This is a genomic window from Nonomuraea sp. NPDC049750 (assembly GCF_040659625.1).
Lineage (GTDB): Bacteria > Actinomycetota > Actinomycetes > Streptosporangiales > Streptosporangiaceae > Nonomuraea.
The window spans coordinates 66,420-86,750 of sequence record NZ_JBFANB010000008.1 but is presented as its reverse complement, the minus strand read 5'-3'; the positions used below and the strand labels follow the sequence as shown (position 1 = coordinate 86,750).

Sequence of the window (20,331 nt, the reverse complement as noted above, 5' to 3'; positions counted from 1 at the left end):
GCCCTAGACCCGCCGCAACACCACCATCTCGCTGCGGTAGTCGGCGCCGGAGTGGAACCACGTGGGCAGGGTGAGGCCGTGGTGCATCAGCGTGGCGCCGTACCAGGAGCCGCCGGGCCCCTCGTAGACGGCCGACGGGTCGAGCCCGGCCAGCCGGAGCCGCCGGGGCGGCTGCTTGTCCAGCGCGAACGGGTTGTAGGCGAGCACGACCACCTGGTCGCCGAGCGTGTACTGGGCGGCGGAGGCGGTCTCACCGGGCCTACCGGCCAGCCGGTGCAGCGCGCCGTGCTGGATCACTGGGCGGACCGCCTTGTAGTCGGCGATGAGCCGCCTGGCCTCGTCGAGCTCCGCGGCGCTCCAACGGGTGAGGTCGCCGCCGACGCCGAGCGTGCCCGCCATGGCCACGTGGAAGCGGTAGCGCAGCGGCACCTCCCGGTTGGTGAGAAGGTTGGGGCTGTCGGTCACCCAGCACGACATGGCGCCGGCCGGGTAGAGGAAGGAGAAGCCCCGCTGGATCACCTGCCGGTCGCGGGCGTCGGTGTTGTCGGAGGTCCACACCTGGTCCGTACGGCGGAGCATGCCGAAATCGGCCCGGCCGCCACCGCCCGAGCACGACTCGATGCGGAGCCCCGGATGGCACCCGCGCAGCTCGTCCATGATCGCGTAGACGCCCCTGGTGTGCTCGATCCAGAGCAGGTCGCCGCCCTCGGCCCAACCTGCCTGGCTGAAGCTGCGGTTCATGTCCCATTTGAGGTAGTCCAGGCCGTACTCGCGGACGAGCTGGTCGAGCCAGCCGAGCGCCCACTCGCGCACGTCGTCGCGGGCGTAGTTGAGCACGAGCTGGTTGCGCATGGTGTCGCGGCGGCGTTCCGGGTAGTGCAGCACCCAGTCGGGGTTCTTGCGGTACAGGTCGCTGTCGGGGTTGACCATCTCGGGCTCGACCCAGAGCCCGGCGAGCAGGCCCAGGTCGCGTACGCCCTGGAAGAGCGACCGCAGGCCGTGCGGAAAGCGCTCGGGGTTGGGCCACCAGTCGCCGAGCCCGCGCGTGTCATCGGTGCGGGCGCCGAACCAGCCATCGTCCACCACGAACAGCTCCACGCCGAGGTCGGCCGCCCGGCGGGCCAGGTCCAGCTGGCCGGCCTCGGTGACGTCGAACCCGGTGGCCTCCCACGAGTTGTACAGGACCGGCCGTTCCTCTTCGGGTCTGGGCAGGACGTGCTTGCGGGCGTAGTCGTGCCAGGCCCGGCTGGCCGCGCCGTAGCCGCCGGAGGTGTGCAGGCCGAGCGCGGAGGGGGTGCGCAGCGACTGGCCGGGACCGAGTGGCCAGGTCAGGCCCTCGTGGCCGAATCCGGCGCTCACCGCGACGTCGCCCTCGGGGCGGCGCTGCGTGGTGATCCGCCACGAGCCGCTCCAGGCGAGCGCGACGGTCCAGAGGTCGCCGGTGTCCTCGGTGGCGTCGCCGAGCATGATCCACGGGTTGGCCTTGTGCGAGGTGGTGCCGGTCCTGCTGCCGAAGGTGGTCTCCCCCGCCGGCAGCTCGCCGCTTTGGAGCCGAGTCTCGCGGCCCCAGCCTCCGGCGGCGCCGGTGTAGCGGAAACCGGCCTGTTCGGGGATCACCCAACTGCCCGAGTCGAGCCGCCGCAGCCGCAGGGGCGCGGCCGACTCGTTGGTGACGTCCACCCAGCGCTCGATGACGTCGCAATCGTCGAAGACCCGTACATGCAGGCCCACCCGGAGGCCGTAGGCGTGGTCGCGCAGGACCACCTCCACCTCGTTCTCACCGAGGACGGCGTCCTCGAAGCCGAGTTCGACGGAGCGGACCCCGCCCTCGTAGACGGCCTGGAGCGAGGGCACGCCCCAGCGGCGGCCGCCGTCGACGGGCAGCATCTCCGTCGCGTCGTCGGGGTCGAGGAAGCCGGTGACGATCCAGCCGGGGTCGTGCTCGGCGACCTGGCCGAGGGCCCCGGCGGGTAACCGGGGCCCCCAGTACCACTGCGCAATCCGAGTGTCGTCGCCGGTTTCCACCCCGAAGACATAGGAGGTATCGCGGGTGACTGCCGCCCATGTGTGCGCGTGGGCGGGAACAGGGATGAGGGGCATGCCTGCGATCGTCGGACCTATCGGCCCCGCCGTCAATGCCACTCATCGCCGCCCGCCCGCGCGGGATCAGTCGAAGGTGGTCGAGATCTCGTGCCACCCGCCGGGCGCGATCTTCTCGGCCGCCTTGGGCCCCCAGGTGCCCTTCGCGTACGGCAGCGGCGGGTCCGGCAGGTCGAGGATCGGCTGGACGATCCGCCACGACTCGTCCACCAGGTCGAACCTGGCGAACCGCAGCGGATCGCCGCTCACCGCATCGGCCAGGATCCGCTCGTAGGCGGCCTCCATCGGCCCGAGCACCTTGGTGAAGTCGACGCTCACCGGCACCTGCCGGGTGCGTTGCTTGCCGGGCTCCTTGGCCAGCACGTCGAAGGTCACCCCGGCGTCGGGCTGCAGCCGGAACCTGATCAGGTTGGGGTTCAGGTGCGGGTCGTGCGGGAACAGCGAGATCGGCGGCTTGCGCAGCTCGGCGACGATCTCCAGGTCGGTCACCGGCAGCGCCTTGCCGGCCCGGATGCAGAACGGCACCCCGGCCCATCGCCAGTTCTCGATGTAGGCGCGCAGCGCGACGAACGTCTCGGTGGTCGAACCCTTCTTGACGCCCTCGGTGTCGAGGTAGCCCTCGTACTGGCCGCGGACCACGTCGACGGGCTTGATGGCCTCGACGGCGCGCAGCACCCGCCACTTCTCGTCCAGCTGGGCGCGGGCGTCCTTGGACGGCGGCGGGTCCATGGCCAGGATGGCGAGGAGTTGCAGCAGGTGGTTCTGGACGACGTCGCGGATGGCGCCGTTGGCGTCGTAGAAGGCGCCCCGGTCGGCCACGTCGAAGTCCTCGGCCATGGTGATCTGCACGCTGCGGACGTAGTTGCGGTTCCAGATGGGCTCGACCAGCATGTTGGCGAACCGGAACACCATGAGGTCCTCGACCGGCTCCTTGCCCAGGAAGTGGTCGACCCGGCGCAGGTGGTCCTCGTCGAAATACTTCAGCAGCTCGGCGTTGAGCCCCCGGGCCGAGTCCAGGTCGCTGCCGAACGGCTTCTCCACGACGAGCCTGGCGTCCCTGTTGAGGCCCTCCCCGGCCAGCCCCTCGGCCACGACCGAGAACAGCGCGGGCGGCACGGCCAGGTAATGGACCAGGAAGCCCTTGCCCTCCAGCTCCTCGCGGAGCCGGGTGTAGGTGGTGGGGTCGCGGTAGTCGCCCGCCACCAGCCGCAGGTTGCCCGCCAGCTTCTCGAACGCCGCGTCGCGCGCCCCGCCGCAGGCCGCGCGGGCGTGCTCGCGCAGCCCGTCGAGGTCCAGGTCGGTCTTGGCCACGCCGATGATCGGCAGATCGAGCTCGCCCTTGGCGGTGAGCTGGTAGAGGGCGGGCAGGACCATCTTGCGCGCGAGGTCGCCGGTGATGCCGAACAGGACGAGCGCGCCCGCGGCCTTGGTCGCCCCCACCTCAGACCCGCCTTCCGCGCAGCTCGCGGTAGCGCCGGACGAGCCCTTCGGTGGAGGCGTCCGGGAAGTGCGTCGGTGGCTCCTCCGAGGTGAGCGCGGGCGCGAGGTCGAGCGCCATCTTCTTGCCCAGCTCGACGCCCCACTGGTCGAAGGAGTCGATGCCCCAGATGGTGCCCTCGACGAACGTCGCGTGCTCGTACAGGGCCACGAGCTGGCCGAGCGTGGACGGGGTGAGCTTGGTGGCCAGGATCGTGGAGGTGGGCCGGTTGCCGGGCATCACCTTGTGCGGCACGATGTCGGGCGGCGTGCCCTCGCCGGCGATCTCCTCGGCCGTCTTGCCGAAGGCCAGCGCGGAGGTCTGCGCGAACAGGTTCGCGTTGAGCAGGTCGTGCATGCCCTCGCGGTCCTCGAACGGCTCGGCGAACCCTATGAAGTCGGCGGGCACCAGCCGGGTGCCCTGGTGCAGCAGCTGGTAGAAGGCGTGCTGGCCGTTGGTGCCCGGCTCGCCCCAGAAGATCTCGCCCGTGTCGGTCGTGACGGGCGTGCCGTCGGCGCGTACGGACTTGCCGTTGGACTCCATGGTGAGCTGCTGCAGGTAGGCGGGGAAGCGGTGCAGCCGCTGGCTGTAGGGCAGGACGGCCCGGGTCTGGGCGCCGAAGAAGTCGTTGTACCAGACGCCGAGCAGGCCGAGCAGCACCGGCATGTTGGCCTTGAACGGCGCGGTGCGGAAGTGCTGGTCCATGGCGCGGAACCCGGCCAGCATCTCGCGGAACCGCTCGGGCCCGATCGCGATCATCAGGGACAGGCCGATGGCGCCGTCGTAGGAGTAGCGGCCGCCGACCCAGTCCCAGAAGCCGAACATGTTGGCGGTGTCGATGCCGAACTCGGCGACCTTCTCGGCGTTGGTCGAGACGGCCACGAAGTGCTGCGACACGGCGTCCTCGCCGAGCGCGTCGACGAGCCACTGCCGGGCGACCTTGGCGTTGGTCAGCGTCTCCAAGGTGGTGAACGTCTTGGAGCTGACCACGACCAGCGTGCTCGCCGGGTCCAGGCCGGCCAGGTTGCCGGTGATGTCGGCCGGGTCGATGTTGGAGACGAACCTGGCCGCGATGCCGGCGTCGGCGTAGTCGCGCAGCGCCTCGTAGGCCATGGCCGGGCCGAGGTCGGAGCCGCCGATGCCGATGTTGACCACGGTGGTGATCGGCTGCCCGGTGGCGCCCGTCCAGTCACGGGAGCGGACCCGGTCGGCGAAGGCGCTCATCTTGTCGAGTACGGCGTGCACGTCGGCGATGACGTCCTGGCCGTCGACCTCCAGCTTGGCCTCCCGGCTCATACGCAGCGCGACGTGCAGGACGGCCCGGTCCTCGCTGACGTTGATGTGCTCGCCCCGGAACATCGCGGCGATCCGGTCGCGCAGCCCGGCTCGCTCGGCCAGCTGGGCGAGCAGGTCGATCGTCTCGTCCGTGGCGCGGTGCTTGGCGTAGTCGAGGTAGAGGTCACCGGCGGTCAGCGTCATCCGCTCGGCGCGGCCGGGATCCTCCGCGAACAGCTCGCGCAGCTGCTTGCCCGCCAGCTCCCCGTGGTGCTTGTCCAGTGCCGCCCACTCTTGGCTCTGGGTGATGTCGCCGCCCACTCGTCCTCCTCGTGCCGTCAAACGATCACACTAGTCCCGTATCAGGCAAGATATCGCGCGGGTCTCCAGGTCAGTGGGATTCCCTGCCCACGGCATCGCCGCTCGAACCTGTGAGGAAGTCCAGGTCCGCCCCCTTGTCGGCCTGCATGACGTGGTCGACGTACAGGCGCTCCCAGCCGCGGGGCGGGGCGGCGTGCCCGTTGACGACCGGTTCCCTGGCGGCCAGTTCGGCGTCGGGGATGTCGACGTAGAGCCGCCTGGCCGCGACGTCCAGCACGATGGGGTCGCCGGTCCGCACCCGCGCGAGCGGCCCGCCGGCCGCCGCCTCGGGCGCGGTGTGCAGGACGACCGTGCCGTACGCGGTGCCGCTCATCCGGGCGTCGCTGATGCGGACCATGTCGCGTACGCCCTTGGCCAGCAGTTTCGCGGGCAGCGGCAGGTTGCCCAGCTCGGGCATGCCGGGGTAGCCCTTGGGCCCGCAGCCGCGCAGCACCAGGACCGAGGTCTCGTCGACGTCCAGGTCCGGCGAGTCGAGCCGGGCGTTGAGATCCTCGACGCTGTCGAACACGACGGCCCGGCCGCGGTGGTTCAGCAGCTCGGGTGAGGCGGCGGCGGGCTTGATCACCGCGCCGTCCGGCGCGAGGTTGCCGCGCAGCACCGCGATCCCGGCCTCGGGCAGCAGCGGGTCGGCGCGCCGGCGGATGACGCTCTCGTCCCAGATCTCCGCCTCGGCGAGGTGTTCCACGAGCGGCCGGCCGCTGACGGTGACCGCCGCCGGGTCGAGCAGGTCCTCGACCTCCTTCAGTACGGCCGTCAGCCCGCCCGCCCTGAACAGGTCGTCCATCAGGTGCCGGCCCGCGGGCTGCAGGTCGACCAGCAGCGGCACTCCCCTGCCGGTCCGGTCGAAGTCGTCCAGCCCCAGCTCCACGCCGAGGCGCCCGGCGATGGCCAGCAGGTGGACGACGGCGTTGGTGGAGCCGCCGATCGCGGCCAGCGTCACGATCGCGTTGAGGAACGATCCCCTGGTCATCACCTGGCTCGGCCGCAGTTCGCGCCGTACCAGCTCGACGGCGAGCCGGCCGCTCTCGTGGGAGCGTTCGAGCAGCCTGCTGTCGGGTGCGGGGGTGCCCGCCGTGCCGGGGAGGGTCATGCCGAGGGCCTCGGCCATGCAGGCCATGGTCGAGGCGGTGCCCATCGTGTTGCAGTGGCCACGACTGCGGATCATGGACGACTCGGAGCGGAGGAACGCCTCGCGGGAGAGCGTCCCCGCGCGTACCTCCTCGCTCAGCCGCCACACGTCGGTGCCGCAGCCGAGCGGGACACCGCGGAAGTGGCCGGTCAGCATCGGGCCGCCGGGCACCACCAGGGCGGGCAGGTCCACCGATGCGGCGGCCATCAGCAGCGACGGGATGGTCTTGTCGCAGCCGCCGAGCAGCACCACGCCGTCGATCGGGTTGGCGCGCAGCATCTCCTCGGTGGCCATGGCGGCCAGGTTGCGCCAGAGCATCGCGGTCGGCCGGACGTTCGTCTCGCCGAGGGAGACGACGGGCAGGTTGAGCGGGACGCCGCCGGCCGCCCACACGCCCTGCTTGACGCTGTCGGCCACCTCGTCGAGATGGGAGTTGCACGGGGTGAGGTCGGAGGCGGTGTTGGCGATCGCGATGTGCGGCCGGTCCCCGTCGAACGCGGCCTCCGGCAGGCCGCGGCGCATCCAGGCGCGATGGATGTAGGAGTTGCGGTCTTGACCTGAGTACCAGCGGGAGCTGCGGAGCGGCATGCCCTCATCCTGACATCCCGCCATTTTGGGGATGAAACCGGCGGCCCGCACAGGGACACGGGCCGCCGGGGGGCGTGATCTCACTGGCCGCCTAAGCGTGAGATCACGGTCCAGGGTGGATACACCTTTTAGGCGTTCCATCCAGTTCCATGCTGTTCCACGTCACACTGGGTGATAGCTGCATCGCACCCCCATCTGTACGGCCGACCGCAGCCGCTCCGCGATGACCGGGTCGGCCTCGCCGATGCGCACCAGGGCCCGCCTGATGGCCTTGCCCACGGCGATCCTGGCCCGTTCCTCGCTGCCGGCGAACTGGCGCGCCCGCCCGGCCAGCCCGGTGGCGGCGGCCAGCTCGTCGATCAGCCAGTCGCGCTCGGCCCGCAGCGTGGCGGCCCGCTGCAGGTCGTGCATCGTCTCCAGCTCGTCGATCTCGGCCTGCAGCCCGGACAGCCGCCGCTTGTAGGTCTGCCTGGCCTGCTCGTCCAGCACCGGCTGGGCCGACTCCGCCGCCTCGCTCGCCGCCGCCCCCGCGGCCAGGTCCACGGCCGGGATCTCGCGGCCGGGGTTGGCCAGCAGGGTCGCCAGGTGGGCCATGCCCACGATGTGGTCGACGAGCACGGTCCGGCCGGCCAGCTCGATCCGCCACTTGCGGCCCTGGCGCGCGCATACGACCTCCGCCGGGGCCGCCGGGCCGTCGTCGGGCAGCGTCATGCCCAGCGACGCGGCCTCCTGCCGGGCCAGCGCCAGGACCCTGCGCGACTCCTCGGTCCCGCGCAGGGCCTGGCCGAGCCGCAGGCGGGAGAGCGCGACGGCGGGCCAGTGCCCCAGGGCGAGGTTGTCGTGCACGGCGGCCCGCAGATAGGCGATCGCCTTGTCCGTCTCGCCGCAGGTCAGCATGGCCACGCCGAGAGAGTGGCGGACCGAGCCGAGGCAGGTGACACCCAGGCTGACGACGACGGGCAGCCGCTCGAACGGGGAGAGCACGGCATGGACCTCGGCCGCCGTGTCGGCGTCGCCGAGCAGGTACGCCGCCTCGGCCGCGCCGTACATCGAGATGAGCCAGGTGCTGGAGCGGGGCAGCGCCGCCAGGTCCCGGACGCGTAGCCGGGCCAGCGCCCCCTCCGCCAGCCGCCGGTCCCCCGCGGTGGCCGCCGACACCGCGAGCACCGCCCACAACGAGCTGTCCACCGCGCTGAGATCCGGCGAGTTGACCAGATCCGCCAGCATGGGGACGAGTTCGGCGGCGCGTCCCTGGTACCAACGGAGGGTCGCGAGCTGGCCGGCGTACCAGCCCGCGCTGTCGATGTCGCCGGCCGCCGCGCCCCGGTCGGCGCAGGCTCCGGCCATCGCCTCGGCCTCCGCCAGCCGGCCGCTCCTGATGCCGAGCATGACCTCCATCGCGTCCACGACGAACCCGACCGCCAGGTGGTCCTCCCTGGACAGCAGGCCGCGCAGCTCCACCAGCGCCCGCTCGGCGTGGGGGTCGGCGGCCAGCACCAGGTCGACGGTCCGCCAGAGCAGCCCCATCAGCAGATCGCCGCGCCGCCCGGTCCGCGGCGCCTGCTCGATCAGCTCCTCGGCCAGCGCCAGGCGCAGGGCGCCGTGCTCGGGTCCCAGAACGCAGTGGTGGGCCAGGCTCAGCGCCTCGGCCAGCGTGACGGGGTCACCGGCCTGCCTGGCCTCATCGACCATGGCCAGGATCGCCTCGTACCCTCCAGAGCGGTAGTCGTCCTCGCCGGCCAGCCGTACCCGCAGCCGTAACCCCAGTGAGGAGCGCGGCTCGACCAGCGCCAGAGCCTGGCGCTGGCGCGCGCGCACCGCGGCCGCCTCGGCGGCCGTGCGGTGCTCGTGCACCCACAGCCCACCCAGCCCGAGCGCCGCCCGCGCCATCCCGTCCACGTCGCCGTGTCGTTCGGCCTCCCGATGGGCGGTCTCGAACCAGCGCCGCGCCGCCCGCAGGCTGCCTTCCCCATACAGTGCGTGCTCTCCCGACAGCAACGACATCTCTATGTCGTCGTGTACGGCCAATCCCCGCGATCCACCCACCGGCGTCCTCCGCACCCCGTTTTTGGCAATGCGCGTTCGTGCGCACTTCCAGTGACTGCGGCCCCCCACCGATATGACGGATGCTAACCGAATGAGGTTCAGCTAGGACGGATCAGAGTGCATCAAATTGGATCAGATGAATCTACGCCGCGGCGCACGTTGACCGCCGCCTGAGGTTGAGCGGCGTTTCTGGAGGAATCAGCAGAGACATGGAGCGAATCGATGCGTACTGGCGCGCGGCGAACTATCTGTCGGTGGGCCAGATATACCTACTGGACAATCCACTACTAAAGACACCATTGACCCCAGAGCACATCAAACCCCGCCTACTCGGCCATTGGGGCACCACACCGGGACTGAACTTCTGCTTCGCCCACCTCAACCGGGTGATCCGCGAACGCGACCAGGACATGATCTACATCGCCGGCCCCGGCCACGGCGGTCCCGCGACGGTCGCGCACGCCTGGCTGGAGGGCACCTACTCCGAGCGCTATCCGAACGTCTCCCAGGACGCGGCCGGGATGCAGCGGCTGTTCCGCCAGTTCTCCTTCCCCGGCGGCATCCCGAGCCACGCCGCGCCGGAGACGCCCGGCTCCATCCACGAGGGCGGCGAGCTGGGCTACTCGCTCGCGCACGCCTACGGCGCCGCCTTCGACAACCCCGAACTGGTCGTGGCCTGCGTCATCGGCGACGGCGAGGCCGAGACCGGACCGCTGGCCGGGAGCTGGCATTCCAACAAGTTCCTCGACCCGGCCCATGACGGCGTGGTGCTGCCGATCCTCCACCTGAACGGCTACAAGATCGCCAACCCGACCGTGCTGGCCCGCATCCCCCCGGAGACGCTGATCGCGCTCATGGAGGGCTACGGCTACCGGCCGCACATCGTCGGCCCCGACCACCAGGAGATGGCCGACACCCTCGACACCGTCTTCGACCAGATCGCCGAGTACAAACAGCGCCGATCCGACCGGCTCCCCATGATCATCCTGCGCACGCCGAAGGGCTGGACCGGGCCGCGCGAGGTCGACGGGGTGCCGGTGGAGGGCACCTGGCGGGCCCATCAGGTGCCGCTGGCCAAGGTACGGGAGAACCCCGAGCACCTGGCGATGCTGGAGGAGTGGATGCGCTCCTACCGGCCCGAGGAGCTGTTCGACGACGACGGCCGGCCGGTGGACTCGATCCGGGAGACGGTGCCGCCGGGCGACCGCAGGATGAGCGCCAACCCGCACACCAACGGCGGCGAACTGCTCCAGCCCCTGCGACTGCCCGACTTCCGCCAGCACGCCGTCGAGGTCAAGACGCCCGCCACCCAGTCCAGCGAGCCGACCCGGGTGCTCGGCACCCTGCTGCGCGACGTGATCGCCGCCAACCCGCGCGCCTTCCGGCTGATGGGCCCGGACGAGACCGACTCCAACCGGCTGTCGGCCGTGTTCGAGGTCACCGACCGGGCCTGGAACGCCCGCCTCGAACCCACCGACATGAACCTGGCCCCCGGCGGCCGGGTGATGGAGGTGCTGAGCGAGCACCTGTGCCAGGGCTGGCTGGAGGGCTACCTGCTGACCGGGCGGCATGGGCTGTTCAACTGCTATGAGGCGTTCATCCACATCATCGACGCCATGTTCAACCAGCACGCCAAGTGGCTGGAGTCCTCCCAGAAGATCTCCTGGCGGCGGCCCGTCGCCTCGCTCACGTACCTGCTGTCCTCGCACGTCTGGCGGCAGGACCACAACGGCTTCTCCCACCAGGATCCGGGCTTCCTGGACGTCGTGGTCAACAAGAAGGCCAGCGTCGTGCGGGTCTACCTGCCGCCGGACGCCAACACGCTGCTGTCGGTCGGCGACCACTGCCTGCGCTCGCGCGACTACGTCAACGTCATCGTGGCCGGCAAGCAGCCGATCCTCGACCTGTTCACCATGGACCAGGCCATCGCGCACTGCACCCGCGGACTGGGCATTCTGCCGTGGGCCTCCACCGACGAGGGAAGCGATCCCGACGTCGTGCTGGCCTGCGCCGGCGACATCCCCACTCTGGAGACTCTGGCGGCCACCGCGCTGCTCCGCGAGCACCTGCCCGAGCTACGCGTACGCGTGATCAACGTGGTCGACCTGATGCGCCTGCAACCGCCCTCGGAGCACCCGCACGGCCTGCCGGACAACGAGTACGACGCCCTGTTCACCACCGACAAACCGGTCATCTTCAACTTCCACGGCTACCCCGCCCTCATCCACCGGCTCACCTACCGCCGCCACGGCCACGCCCACATGCACGTCCGCGGCTACAAGGAGGAAGGCACCACCACCACGCCCTTCGATATGGTCATGCTCAACGACATCGATCGCTACCACCTGGTCATGGATGTCATCGACCGTACACCGGGCCTCGGTTCCTCCCAGGCTCACCTGCGTCAGCGGATGACCGACGCCCGCCTGCGCGCCCGCGCCCACACCCGTGAGCACGGCGAGGACGCGCCCGAGATCCGAGAGTGGACATGGCCGGACAGATTCTCGTCCTGAACACCGGCTCCTCCTCCATCAAGTACGAACTGGTGGACGTGGAGTCACGCGAGCGGCCGGCCAGAGGGCTGGTGGAGCGGATCGGCGACAAGGAGGGGCGGTTGACCCACCGCGCCGGGGACGACCCGCCGTACGAGCGGAAGGAGCGGTTCGGCGACCACGCGGCGGGGCTGACCGCCATGCTGGCCGCCTTCGACGAGGCGGGGCCCGCGCTGAAGCCGGTGGCGGTGGGGCATCGGGTGGTGCACGGCGGGACCCGCTTCCAGGAGGCGGTGCTGGTGGACGAAGACGTGATCAGCGCCATCGGGGACCTCTCGGCGCTCGCACCCCTGCACAACCCGGTGAACATCACCGGTATCCGGGTGGCCCGCGAGGCCTTTCCCGGTGTGCCGCAGGTGGCCGTGTTCGACACCGCCTTCCATCGGACGCTGCCGCCCGAGGCGTACACCTACGCCGTGCCCCGCGACTGGCACGACCGGCTGGGCGTGCGGCGCTACGGCTTCCACGGCACCTCCTGCGCGTACGTGTCGGCGCGGGCGGCCGAGCTGCTGGACCGCGATCCGGCGCGGACGAACCTGATCGTGCTGCACCTCGGCAACGGCGCGAGCGCGACGGCGATCGAGGGCGGCCGCAGCGTCGACACCTCCATGGGGCTCACGCCGCTGGAGGGACTGGTCATGGGCACCCGTTCAGGGGACGTGGACCCGGCGCTGACCGGCTACCTGGCCCGCGCGGGCGGCATGGACATCGTGCGGACGGAGAAGGAGCTGACGTACCGCAGCGGCCTGCTCGCCCTCGCCGGCACCGGCGACATGCGGGAGGTACGGCGACGGGCCCGCGACGGCGACGAGCGGGCGCGGCTCGCACTGGACATCTACGGCCGCCGGATCAGGAAGTACGTCGGGGCCTACTACGCGCTGCTCGGCCGGGTGGACGCGATCGTCTTCACGGGCGGCGTCGGCGAGCACGACCCGGCCACCCGGGCCGCCGCGCTGACCGGGCTGGAGCGCCTCGGCATCGCCCTCGACCCCGCGCGCAACGAGGCCGACGAGACGGGCGACCGGCGGGTGTCCACGCCGGAGTCGGAGGTGACGGTGCTGGTCGTGCCCACCGACGAGGAATGGGAGATCGCCCGTCAGGCACTCGCGCTGATCCGCGCGTGACCGCGACTTCCGCCGGAGCACGCTCTGGGGTGGCTGCGATTCCCGGCGGTGCACGGTCTGAGTCGGCCGCGATTCCCGCCGGTGCGGCTCGACACGCTCGCCGAACTCCCGCGGAGTCGAACCTGTCAGGGCCGCGGAGCGTATCCTCTGACCTCGACCGGTCCCAGAGGTAGGGACAGCCCTACCTCGAAGACGGGTGACAGCAGGACTTCGCGATCACGGTTATCCCGAAATGCTGATGGTGAACGATCGGGAATCGAGTCTGGAGCATCGGAGAATCTGTGACTGACGTGAGCACTACTCGCGCCGCCACGGCCTCGGCATCGGCACCGGCATCGGAAGAGAGGGGGAGCGACTTCGCCCGCCTGTCACGCCGGGTGGCCCAGGCAGGCCTCATGGAACGGCGACCCGTCTACTACGCCACGCGGATCAGCGTGGTGACGGGCCTCTTCGCGGCGGGCTGGGTGGCGTTCGCCCTGGTCGGCGACTCGTGGCGGCAGATTCTGGTCGCGGTGTTCCAGGCGGCGACATTCGGCCAGGTGGCCCTGCTCGCCCACGACCTGGCCCACGGGCAGGTGTTCCCGTCCCGGCGCAACAGCGCGATCGCGGGCCTGCTCGTCGGCAACCTCGGCATCGGGCTCAGCTACGGGTGGTGGCAGGACAAGCACACGCGCCACCACGCCAACCCCAACCACGAGGACCACGACCCCGACGTCGCGCCCGACGTCCTGCTCTGGTCGGTCAAGCAGGCCGAGGCCAGCCGGGGACTGCCCAGGCTCATCGGCCGCTATCAGGCGTTCCTGTTCTTCCCGCTGCTGACGCTGGAGGGCCTCAACCTGCACATCTCCAGCGTCCGGGCGCTGCGCCGCGACTCTCTCAAGAGCCGGATGGCCGAAGGGCTGCTGCTGCTCGCGCACTTCGTCATCTACCTGGGTGGCGTGTTCGCGGTCCTGCCGGTGGGCAAGGCCGTGGTCTTCCTGCTGGTGCACCAGGCGTGCTTCGGTGTCTACCTCGGGTGCACGTTCGCCCCCAACCACAAGGGCATGCCGGTCCTCACCGCCGAGGACGAGCTGGACTTCCTGCGCCGCCAGGTGCTCACTTCCCGGAACGTACGCGGCGGGCACGTGGTCAACACGGCGCTGGGCGGCCTCAACTACCAGATCGAGCACCACCTGTTCCCCGGCATGCCGACCCCCAACCTGCGCAAGGTGCAACCGCTGGTGCGGGAGCACTGTGAGTCGCTGGGGGTGGCGTACGTGGAGTGCGGGCTGCTGGCCTCCTGGGGCCAGGCGATGAAGCACCTCCACGAGGTGGGCGCGCCGCTGCGCGCCCGCCGGTAGGACTCGACGCGAGCGGTGTGCCGGGTGACGTGGTGACGCGGGTCCGGGAGGCCAGGGAGATCGCGCGGCGGTGGGTGGCCGAGGTGGGCTCCGGGCTGCCCGGGTTCGGCGGGGCGTTCCTGACCGGCTCGGCGTTGTGGTCGCCGGCGGACGCGGTCCTGGCCACCAGCTCCGATGTGGACGTGATGGTGGTGCTGGACGTCCCGGAACCGCCCGTCAAGCCCGGCAAGCTGCGGTACGACGGCGTTTTGCTGGAAATTTCGTATATGTCGGGCGAGCGGTTGGCGTCGGCGGAGGACGTCCTGGGCGACTACCACCTGGCGGGCAGCTTCCACCTGCCCGGGGTGCTGGCCGATCCGGGCGGGCGGCTGACCGCGCTGCACGAGGTGGTGGCCCGCGAGTTCGCCGACCGGCGGCGGGTGCTGCGGCGATGCGGCGCGGCGATGGACGTGGTGCGCCGCGGGATCGCCGGTATGGACGAGGCGGCGCCGCCGGTCGACCAGGTGATGTCGTGGCTGTTCGGCACCGGGGTCACGACTCATGTGCTGCTCGTCGCCGGGCTGCGCAACCCCACCGTCCGCCGCCGCTACGAGGCCGTACGGGAACTGCTGGCCGTACACGGGATGCTGGACCGGCACGAGGCGCTGCTGGAGCTGCTCGGCTGCGGCGGGCTGGGGGCGGCGCGTGTGGCGGGGCACCTGGAGGTGCTGGAGCGGGTGTTCGACGCGGCCAAGAACGTCCAGGTGGCGTCGTACCCGTTCTCGTCGGACATCAGCCAGGCGGCCCGGCCGCTGTCGATCGACGGCAGCCGGGAGCTCATCGCGCGCGGCCTGCACCGGGAGGCGGTGTTCTGGCTGGTGGCGACGTACGCGCGGTGCCTGAAGAAGCTGTCGCTGGCCGGGGCGCCCACCGGGCCCTACGAGGAGGGGTTCCGCGCGTTGCTGGCGGACCTCGATGCCGAGACGTTCGCGGACCGGCGGCGGCGCGGGCAGCGCGTACTGGACGCGCTACCCGACCTGTGGCACACGGCCGAAACCATCGCGCCAGCCTGACGTGTCCTTCTGAGCCGGGCGTTCGATCGCACCCGGCCAGCGGTCCGGGTGCTCGCTCGCACCGCCCGGCGGGCCGCTCGGTCGCGGCCGCCCGGCGGTCCGCGCGTGTCAGAGGCCGTACTCCTCCAGGAGGCGCAGCCAGATCTCGCTGACCGTGGGGAAGGACGGGACGGCGTGCCAGAGCCGGTCGAGCGGCACCTCGCCGGTGACCGCGATGGTCGCCGCGTGCAGCAGCTCGGCCGAGCCGGGACCGGCGAACGTGACGCCCAGCAGCACCCGCCGCTCCTCGTCCACGACCGCCTTGGCCCGGCCGTGATATCCGTCGCCGAGCAGGTAGGCCCCCGTGACGTTGCCCAGGTCGTACTCGACCGCGCGCACCGCGAACCCGGCCTCGCGAGCCGCGGCCTCAGTGAGACCGACCGCGCAGATCTGCGGGTCCGTGAACACCACCTGCGGCGCCCCGTACCCGTCCGCTATGTCGCGCATCGCGGGGAGAGTGTCGTCGCCGCCCTTGGCCCGCGCCGCGATGACGTCGCCGCAGACCCGCGCCTGGTACTTGCCCATGTGGGTGAGCAGGGCGCGGCCGTTGATGTCGCCGACCACGTACAGCCAGCCGCCCTCGACGCCCGTGGCCCGCATGCTGTCGTCCACCTCGATCGAGCGGCCGCCCGGCAGACCGACCGACTCGAGCCCGAGCCCAGAGGTGGCGGGCACCCGGCCGGTGGCCACCAGGAGTTCGTCGGCCTCCACGGGCGGCCCCTCGGGCAGGTGCACGGTCACCTTGCCGCCGGGCTCCGGACGTTCGACGCGAGCGACGCCCGTGCGGGTCCGCACCTCGATCCCGGCATCGGCGAACGACTCGGCCAGCAGCTGACCGGCGAACGGCTCCATCTTGGGGAGCAGCGACCCGCCGCGTACCAGGAGGGTGGTCTGCCGTGCGCCAAGCCCGTGCATGGCCTGCGCCATCTCACAGGCGACCACTCCGCCACCGATCACGGCCAGCCGTTCCGGCACCGCCTGGGCGGCCGTGACCTCGTGACTCGTCCAGGGCTTCGCCTCGGCCAGCCCCGGCACCGGCGGGACCAGGGCGGTGCTCCCGGTGGCCAGCACGACGGCGTGCCGCGCGGTCAGCACGCGTTCGGTGGTCTGCTGCCCGTCTCGCGTGGTCACCAGCACCCGCTTGACCCCGTCGAGCCGCCCCCGGCCCCGGACGAACTCGATGGGCACGTTCTTGATCCACTCGACCTGCCCCGAGTCGTTGTAGTGCGACACGGCCTCGTCACGCCGGGCGAGCACCTTGCTCACCTCGAGCGGGCCGAGCGACATACCGGGCACCCGGCCCACCTCGGCCGCCAGGTCTATCGGGCGCAGCAGCGCCTTGCTCGGGATGCAGGCCCAGTAGGAGCATTCGCCACCGGCCAGGCGGTCCTCCACGATGGCGGCGGTCAGACCACCGCGCACGGCTCTGGCCGCGGCGTTCTCGCCGGCGGGGCCGGCGCCGATCACTATGACGTCGAACTCGTCGGTCATGCCAACCTCTCCCGTAACGCTCGCCCCGCGACTGCGGCTCTCACCAGCAGTCTCCCACCGGTCCCCTTCCCCCTCGCCAAGGGGAGACACTGACCGACGGTTTCCCCCGTCTGTCCGGGCAGAGCGCCCTTGGGTGGAGATGGCCGGTACTTGGGAGACTGGCCGTTGGGGCTCTGCGTGGGCGCTGTCCGGGGTGACCGGCTGGTGGCTGCCGTTTCGTACCGTCGCGGGGCCCCGGGCGCGCTGTGTCAGTTCTGTCCCGGCACCGGCTTGCTCGGCCGGTTTCGCTCGGGTACCGGTCCGGGCGGCCAGTGGTCCTCGGGCGTCGTACCGAGTGGGTCGGCGATGACGAGCATCTCGTTGTCGCCGAAGTCGCCGACCACCTGGAATCCGGCCTGCGCCAGGATCGTGCGCAGGGCGAGCTGTACGGCGGTGCGGATGGTCTCGTACTTCACCATGTCGGCCTTGGCGAGGTCGGGAGATGCCTCCCACGAGACGACCACACCGCGGCCGGGCTCGCGCCGGAGGCTGAGACCACCTTCACCCGACGACCCGGATGGCCCGTACGGCCCGTTCGACCTGGGCGGCTTCGGGGGTTCGACGGTGAACCCCGCGTTGGTTAACTCTTGACGGATGAGATGTTCCAGGTTGGCGGGGTCGTACCGTGCGGGGTTCACCTCATCCTGCTGCCCCGACACCGCCCGCTCATGCGGGTATCCCGTCGTGCGGGGGATCACCTCAGCGCGGACAGACCCCACAGTTCGGCGATGCGGCCGTCCCGCACCCGGAAGATCTCCAGCATCGTCGGCGGCGACTGCTGCTCGACGACATCGGCCGGGAGCCCGTGCAGGGTCGTGCGGACGGCGACCTTGTCCCCGTCGACGAGCATGTCCTCGATGATCACCCGAACATCGGGGAACCTCTCGTGGAACCGCGTCCACGCCCAGATGACGCTCTCGGCTCCAGTCGTGCCCAACGGGTGGCTGACGAAATCCGGAGCGAAGATCGTCTCGGCTGCCCCGAAGTCATGGGCGTTGAACGCCTCGTACATGCGCTGCCCGACAGCTCGCACGTCATCGGTCATCTGTCTGCTCTTTCCTGGGCTATCACGGGTGTCTGGGGATATCACGGGCCGTCAGCCGACCGGATCGATGCGTGCCATATTGGCGCGCAGGCGCTCCAGAGCGCGCAGCACGATCTCCCGCTCCTGCGTGCTGATCCCGTCGAGCAGCCGCACCTGGTATGCCTGATGAGACCGCTCAAGGTCGGCGGCCGCTCGTTCGCCGGTGGATGTCAGGCTGGCCAGGGTGTAGCGGTTGTCCGCCGGATCGATGCGACGGCTGACCAGTCCCTCGGCCTCGAACTCCTTGATCAGCCGGGTGACGCTCGCCCCGTCGAGGGACAGGCCCTGACGCAGGTCGCTGTGGCTGGTCTCTCCGTTCCTCCACAGCCGCATCAGCAGCTGAAGTCTGGATGAGCTCATGCCCACATGCCGCGCGAACGCCTGACGCGTCTCACCGCAGGCACCGCCCAGCTCGCGGAAGAACCTGTCTTCGGGAGTCTCCACACGCGATCTCTCTGCTGTCGGCGCCCCCGTCCCCGCTGGAAGAGCGATTACCTCTACTCTTTGTACCAACAACTCTTGATTTCATCAAGAGTATGCGTCGTCAAGAGGCTACCGAAACGGCGTGGCGCACGGACATGGGATCCGCGGCCAGCGCGAGCAGGCAGTGGGCCGTGTCGGCGCGGGTCGTACTGAGGCCGCCCTTGATGTTGGTGTCCCACGCCGTGCGGTAACGGCCCGTCAGCCCGCGATCGGTCAGGCGGCTCGGCCGCACGATGGTCCAGTCGAGGTCCGTCGCACGTAGCCGCCGCTCGGCCTCCCGAAGGTCGGCGTAGGCGTGCTTCAGGAGCCGCTGCACGAGGAGCGGCTTGAGCACATAGCGGGTGAACACCCCGTCGCCCGCGTCGGCCACCAGGCCGCTGGCGCTGGTCATGAGCACGCGCCGTGTACGGCCTCGCGCCATGGCCGTGGCGATGGCGCTGATGCTGTCGGAGCACACCGTGGTGGGCCCCCGACTGCCGGCACCCATCGCGGACAGTACGGCGTCGCGATCCCTGACGGCGGGCGCGATGGCGTCCGGGTTCATCAGGTCGGCCTGGACGATGTCGAGGCCGGACGGCAGATCGGCCGGCAGCCGCCGAGGATCGCGGACCACCGCGGTCACCTCATGCCCGGCGGCGAGCGCCTGGCGAAGCAGTTCGGTTCCCGTACCTCCGGTAGCTCCGAAGATCGTCAGCTTCATGGGGCCTCCTCAGCTCCCGCTCATAGTGAGTGAACGCCCACTCACCCGTCAAATCGGAGAGGCCGCCGGTCGTCAGGATGCGTACGGCGCTCGCGCCAGCCGACGAAGCTCTTGGGCGAGGTCCGGCCGCCGTGCTCGACCGCCGTATTCCGGCGGTCGAGCAGTCGTGCGACGGCCGGAACGCGGCGGTCGAGCAGTCGGGCGACCGCACGGCTCGCGCTGTGAAGAATCCACGCCTCACGATGGCAAACCGCATCTAGGCCACCTGCGCAGGTGGCTTCTACGTTCGGAGCATGCCCTTCAAACGCCTTGCCGCCACAGCCAGCGCCGCCCTGCTGGTCGTGGGCCTGTTCGCTGCCCCGGCCCGCGCGGACGGATCACACGAGTGCTTTTCCGGCGCCCGGACTTCGAACGGCGACTCCTACAAGTTGAGCGGCTGGGTGTGCAGCGGCTCCGGCTTCTACCAGGTCACCGTCCTCATCAGGTTCGGCGAAGCCCAGGGCACCTACTCCTGCCCCAGCGTCTTCTCGTGGAACGGGGACCTGTCCGGGGACAACTGCCGCTTAACCTGAGCGACATTCCATGTCATGCCCGGCCACACCACCCGGTGTCGCACACGGCGAGGGTGGCGTTGATCAGGATGCGATCCCTCGCGCAGGTCGTCGCGGTTGGTGAGCAGCCCGTGGGCGCGGCGCAGCGCCGCGTCGGTGACAGTGCGCGAGGCAGTCCCTGCGGCAGGGGCGAGAAACCTCAGGACGCATCCCAGGAGCGCGTCAAGCGCGGACGTCGAAGCCCAGCGCGGTGGCCACGACGGTCGCCTGGAAGGCGTCGATGATCGCCTTCTTCAGTGTGACCGTCGACGGGTCCAGGTCGGACAGGTCGCTGCCCCGCAGATCGCAGCCCGTCAGGTCCGCCCCGTTGAGCCAAGCCCCGGAAAGATCACTCCGTAACACCTCGGCCTTCTCCAGCCGGGCGCCCGACAGGTCGGCCTCACGCAGCCGCACCCCATGAAAGGCACTCCCCCGCAGGTCGGCGCCGGGCAGGCCGGTGAAGGACCAGTCACCGCCCTCGACCTTCAACAGCCCGTAGGAGCAGCCGTCGAACATGCTGCCCGTCAGCTTGCAACCCTTGAACGTCGTGTCGAAGAACGAGCACCGCGAGAACGTGCAGTTGAGGAACATCGCGTCCTCGTGCACGGACACGTTGAAACGGACGTCGCTGAACGTGCACTCCTCGAAAACGCACCCGGTGCTGGTCAGCTCCGTCATGTCCACGTCGACGAACAAGACCTGATGGTAGGTCTCCTGGGTCAGCTCGCGACCGTCCCAGTCGGCCGAGCGGACCGTCGTGGTGGTCGGGGGCGCTGACCGACCGTGCTTGCGGTCGGCCGTCATCCGGCGGCCCCCGTCGGCTCGACGACGACCACGGGCA

The 20,331-nt window shown here is 70.7% G+C and carries 16 protein-coding genes; 5 read left to right on the top strand and 11 right to left on the bottom strand.

Features of this window, described 5'->3' with window-relative positions:
- Positions 1-3: 3 nt before the first annotated feature.
- The 5 genes from AB0J16_RS22510 to AB0J16_RS22490 all read right to left on the bottom strand — a co-directional run bounded on the left by AB0J16_RS22510 (position 4) and on the right by AB0J16_RS22490 (position 8,996).
- The gene (locus tag AB0J16_RS22510; RefSeq protein WP_358542472.1) at positions 4-2,100 is read right to left on the bottom strand and encodes an alpha-galactosidase; all 2,097 of its coding nucleotides are present in this window, start codon (positions 2,098-2,100) and stop codon (positions 4-6) included.
- A gap of 66 nt (positions 2,101-2,166) precedes the next feature.
- Positions 2,167-3,540: a glucose-6-phosphate dehydrogenase gene (zwf, locus tag AB0J16_RS22505; protein ID WP_358542469.1), complete on the bottom strand. Its 1,374-nt coding sequence runs from the start codon at positions 3,538-3,540 to the stop codon at positions 2,167-2,169.
- 1 nt (position 3,541) lies between these two features.
- On the bottom strand, positions 3,542-5,173 hold the full coding sequence (gene pgi, locus AB0J16_RS22500; RefSeq protein ID WP_358542466.1) for a glucose-6-phosphate isomerase: 1,632 nt from the start codon (positions 5,171-5,173) through the stop codon (positions 3,542-3,544).
- A gap of 70 nt (positions 5,174-5,243) precedes the next feature.
- A complete protein-coding gene (locus tag AB0J16_RS22495) occupies positions 5,244-6,950 on the bottom strand; it encodes an IlvD/Edd family dehydratase (protein WP_358542463.1) in 1,707 nt (568 codons plus the stop codon).
- A gap of 162 nt (positions 6,951-7,112) precedes the next feature.
- Positions 7,113-8,996 (bottom strand): hypothetical protein, encoded by a 1,884-nt coding sequence (locus AB0J16_RS22490; protein ID WP_358542461.1) that lies wholly within the window; start codon positions 8,994-8,996, stop codon positions 7,113-7,115.
- Between the two features lie 209 nt (positions 8,997-9,205).
- Between AB0J16_RS22490 and AB0J16_RS22485 the strand changes: the two genes are divergently transcribed.
- The 4 genes from AB0J16_RS22485 to AB0J16_RS22470 all read left to right on the top strand — a co-directional run bounded on the left by AB0J16_RS22485 (position 9,206) and on the right by AB0J16_RS22470 (position 15,064).
- Positions 9,206-11,509 carry a phosphoketolase family protein gene (locus AB0J16_RS22485; RefSeq protein ID WP_358542458.1) on the top strand — a complete coding sequence of 768 codons (2,304 nt, stop codon included), beginning with the start codon at positions 9,206-9,208 and terminating at the stop codon, positions 11,507-11,509.
- Positions 11,485-12,672: an acetate kinase gene (locus AB0J16_RS22480; RefSeq protein ID WP_358542456.1), complete on the top strand. Its 1,188-nt coding sequence runs from the start codon at positions 11,485-11,487 to the stop codon at positions 12,670-12,672. Before AB0J16_RS22485 ends, AB0J16_RS22480 begins: the two co-directional genes overlap by 25 nt.
- Positions 12,673-13,067: 395 nt before the next feature.
- On the top strand, positions 13,068-14,012 hold the full coding sequence (locus AB0J16_RS22475) for an acyl-CoA desaturase (protein ID WP_358542454.1): 945 nt from the start codon (positions 13,068-13,070) through the stop codon (positions 14,010-14,012).
- 32 nt (positions 14,013-14,044) lie between these two features.
- On the top strand, positions 14,045-15,064 hold the full coding sequence (locus tag AB0J16_RS22470; RefSeq protein WP_358542451.1) for a hypothetical protein: 1,020 nt from the start codon (positions 14,045-14,047) through the stop codon (positions 15,062-15,064).
- 108 nt (positions 15,065-15,172) lie between these two features.
- Here AB0J16_RS22470 and AB0J16_RS22465 read toward each other — a convergent pair whose 3' ends face one another.
- The 5 genes from AB0J16_RS22465 to AB0J16_RS22445 all read right to left on the bottom strand — a co-directional run bounded on the left by AB0J16_RS22465 (position 15,173) and on the right by AB0J16_RS22445 (position 18,900).
- Positions 15,173-16,594: an NAD(P)/FAD-dependent oxidoreductase gene (locus AB0J16_RS22465; RefSeq protein ID WP_358542449.1), complete on the bottom strand. Its 1,422-nt coding sequence runs from the start codon at positions 16,592-16,594 to the stop codon at positions 15,173-15,175.
- 248 nt (positions 16,595-16,842) lie between these two features.
- Positions 16,843-17,271 (bottom strand): hypothetical protein, encoded by a 429-nt coding sequence (locus tag AB0J16_RS22460; protein WP_358542447.1) that lies wholly within the window; start codon positions 17,269-17,271, stop codon positions 16,843-16,845.
- 56 nt (positions 17,272-17,327) lie between these two features.
- Positions 17,328-17,678, bottom strand: a complete 351-nt coding sequence (locus AB0J16_RS22455) for a nuclear transport factor 2 family protein (RefSeq protein WP_358542443.1) — start codon at positions 17,676-17,678, stop codon at positions 17,328-17,330.
- A gap of 51 nt (positions 17,679-17,729) precedes the next feature.
- Entirely contained in the window at positions 17,730-18,161 is a 432-nt protein-coding gene (locus AB0J16_RS22450) for a MarR family winged helix-turn-helix transcriptional regulator (protein ID WP_358542440.1), read from the bottom strand.
- Positions 18,162-18,261: 100 nt separating this feature from the next.
- Positions 18,262-18,900 (bottom strand): SDR family oxidoreductase, encoded by a 639-nt coding sequence (locus tag AB0J16_RS22445; RefSeq protein WP_358542437.1) that lies wholly within the window; start codon positions 18,898-18,900, stop codon positions 18,262-18,264.
- A 293-nt stretch (positions 18,901-19,193) separates the two neighbouring features.
- Here AB0J16_RS22445 and AB0J16_RS22440 point away from each other — a divergent pair, with 293 nt between their 5' ends.
- Positions 19,194-19,472 carry a hypothetical protein gene (locus AB0J16_RS22440; protein WP_358542434.1) on the top strand — a complete coding sequence of 93 codons (279 nt, stop codon included), beginning with the start codon at positions 19,194-19,196 and terminating at the stop codon, positions 19,470-19,472.
- 201 nt (positions 19,473-19,673) lie between these two features.
- On the opposite strand, the gene AB0J16_RS22435 is transcribed toward AB0J16_RS22440, so the two are convergent.
- The gene (locus AB0J16_RS22435) at positions 19,674-20,294 is read right to left on the bottom strand and encodes a pentapeptide repeat-containing protein (protein WP_358542432.1); all 621 of its coding nucleotides are present in this window, start codon (positions 20,292-20,294) and stop codon (positions 19,674-19,676) included.
- Positions 20,295-20,331 lie beyond the last annotated feature (37 nt).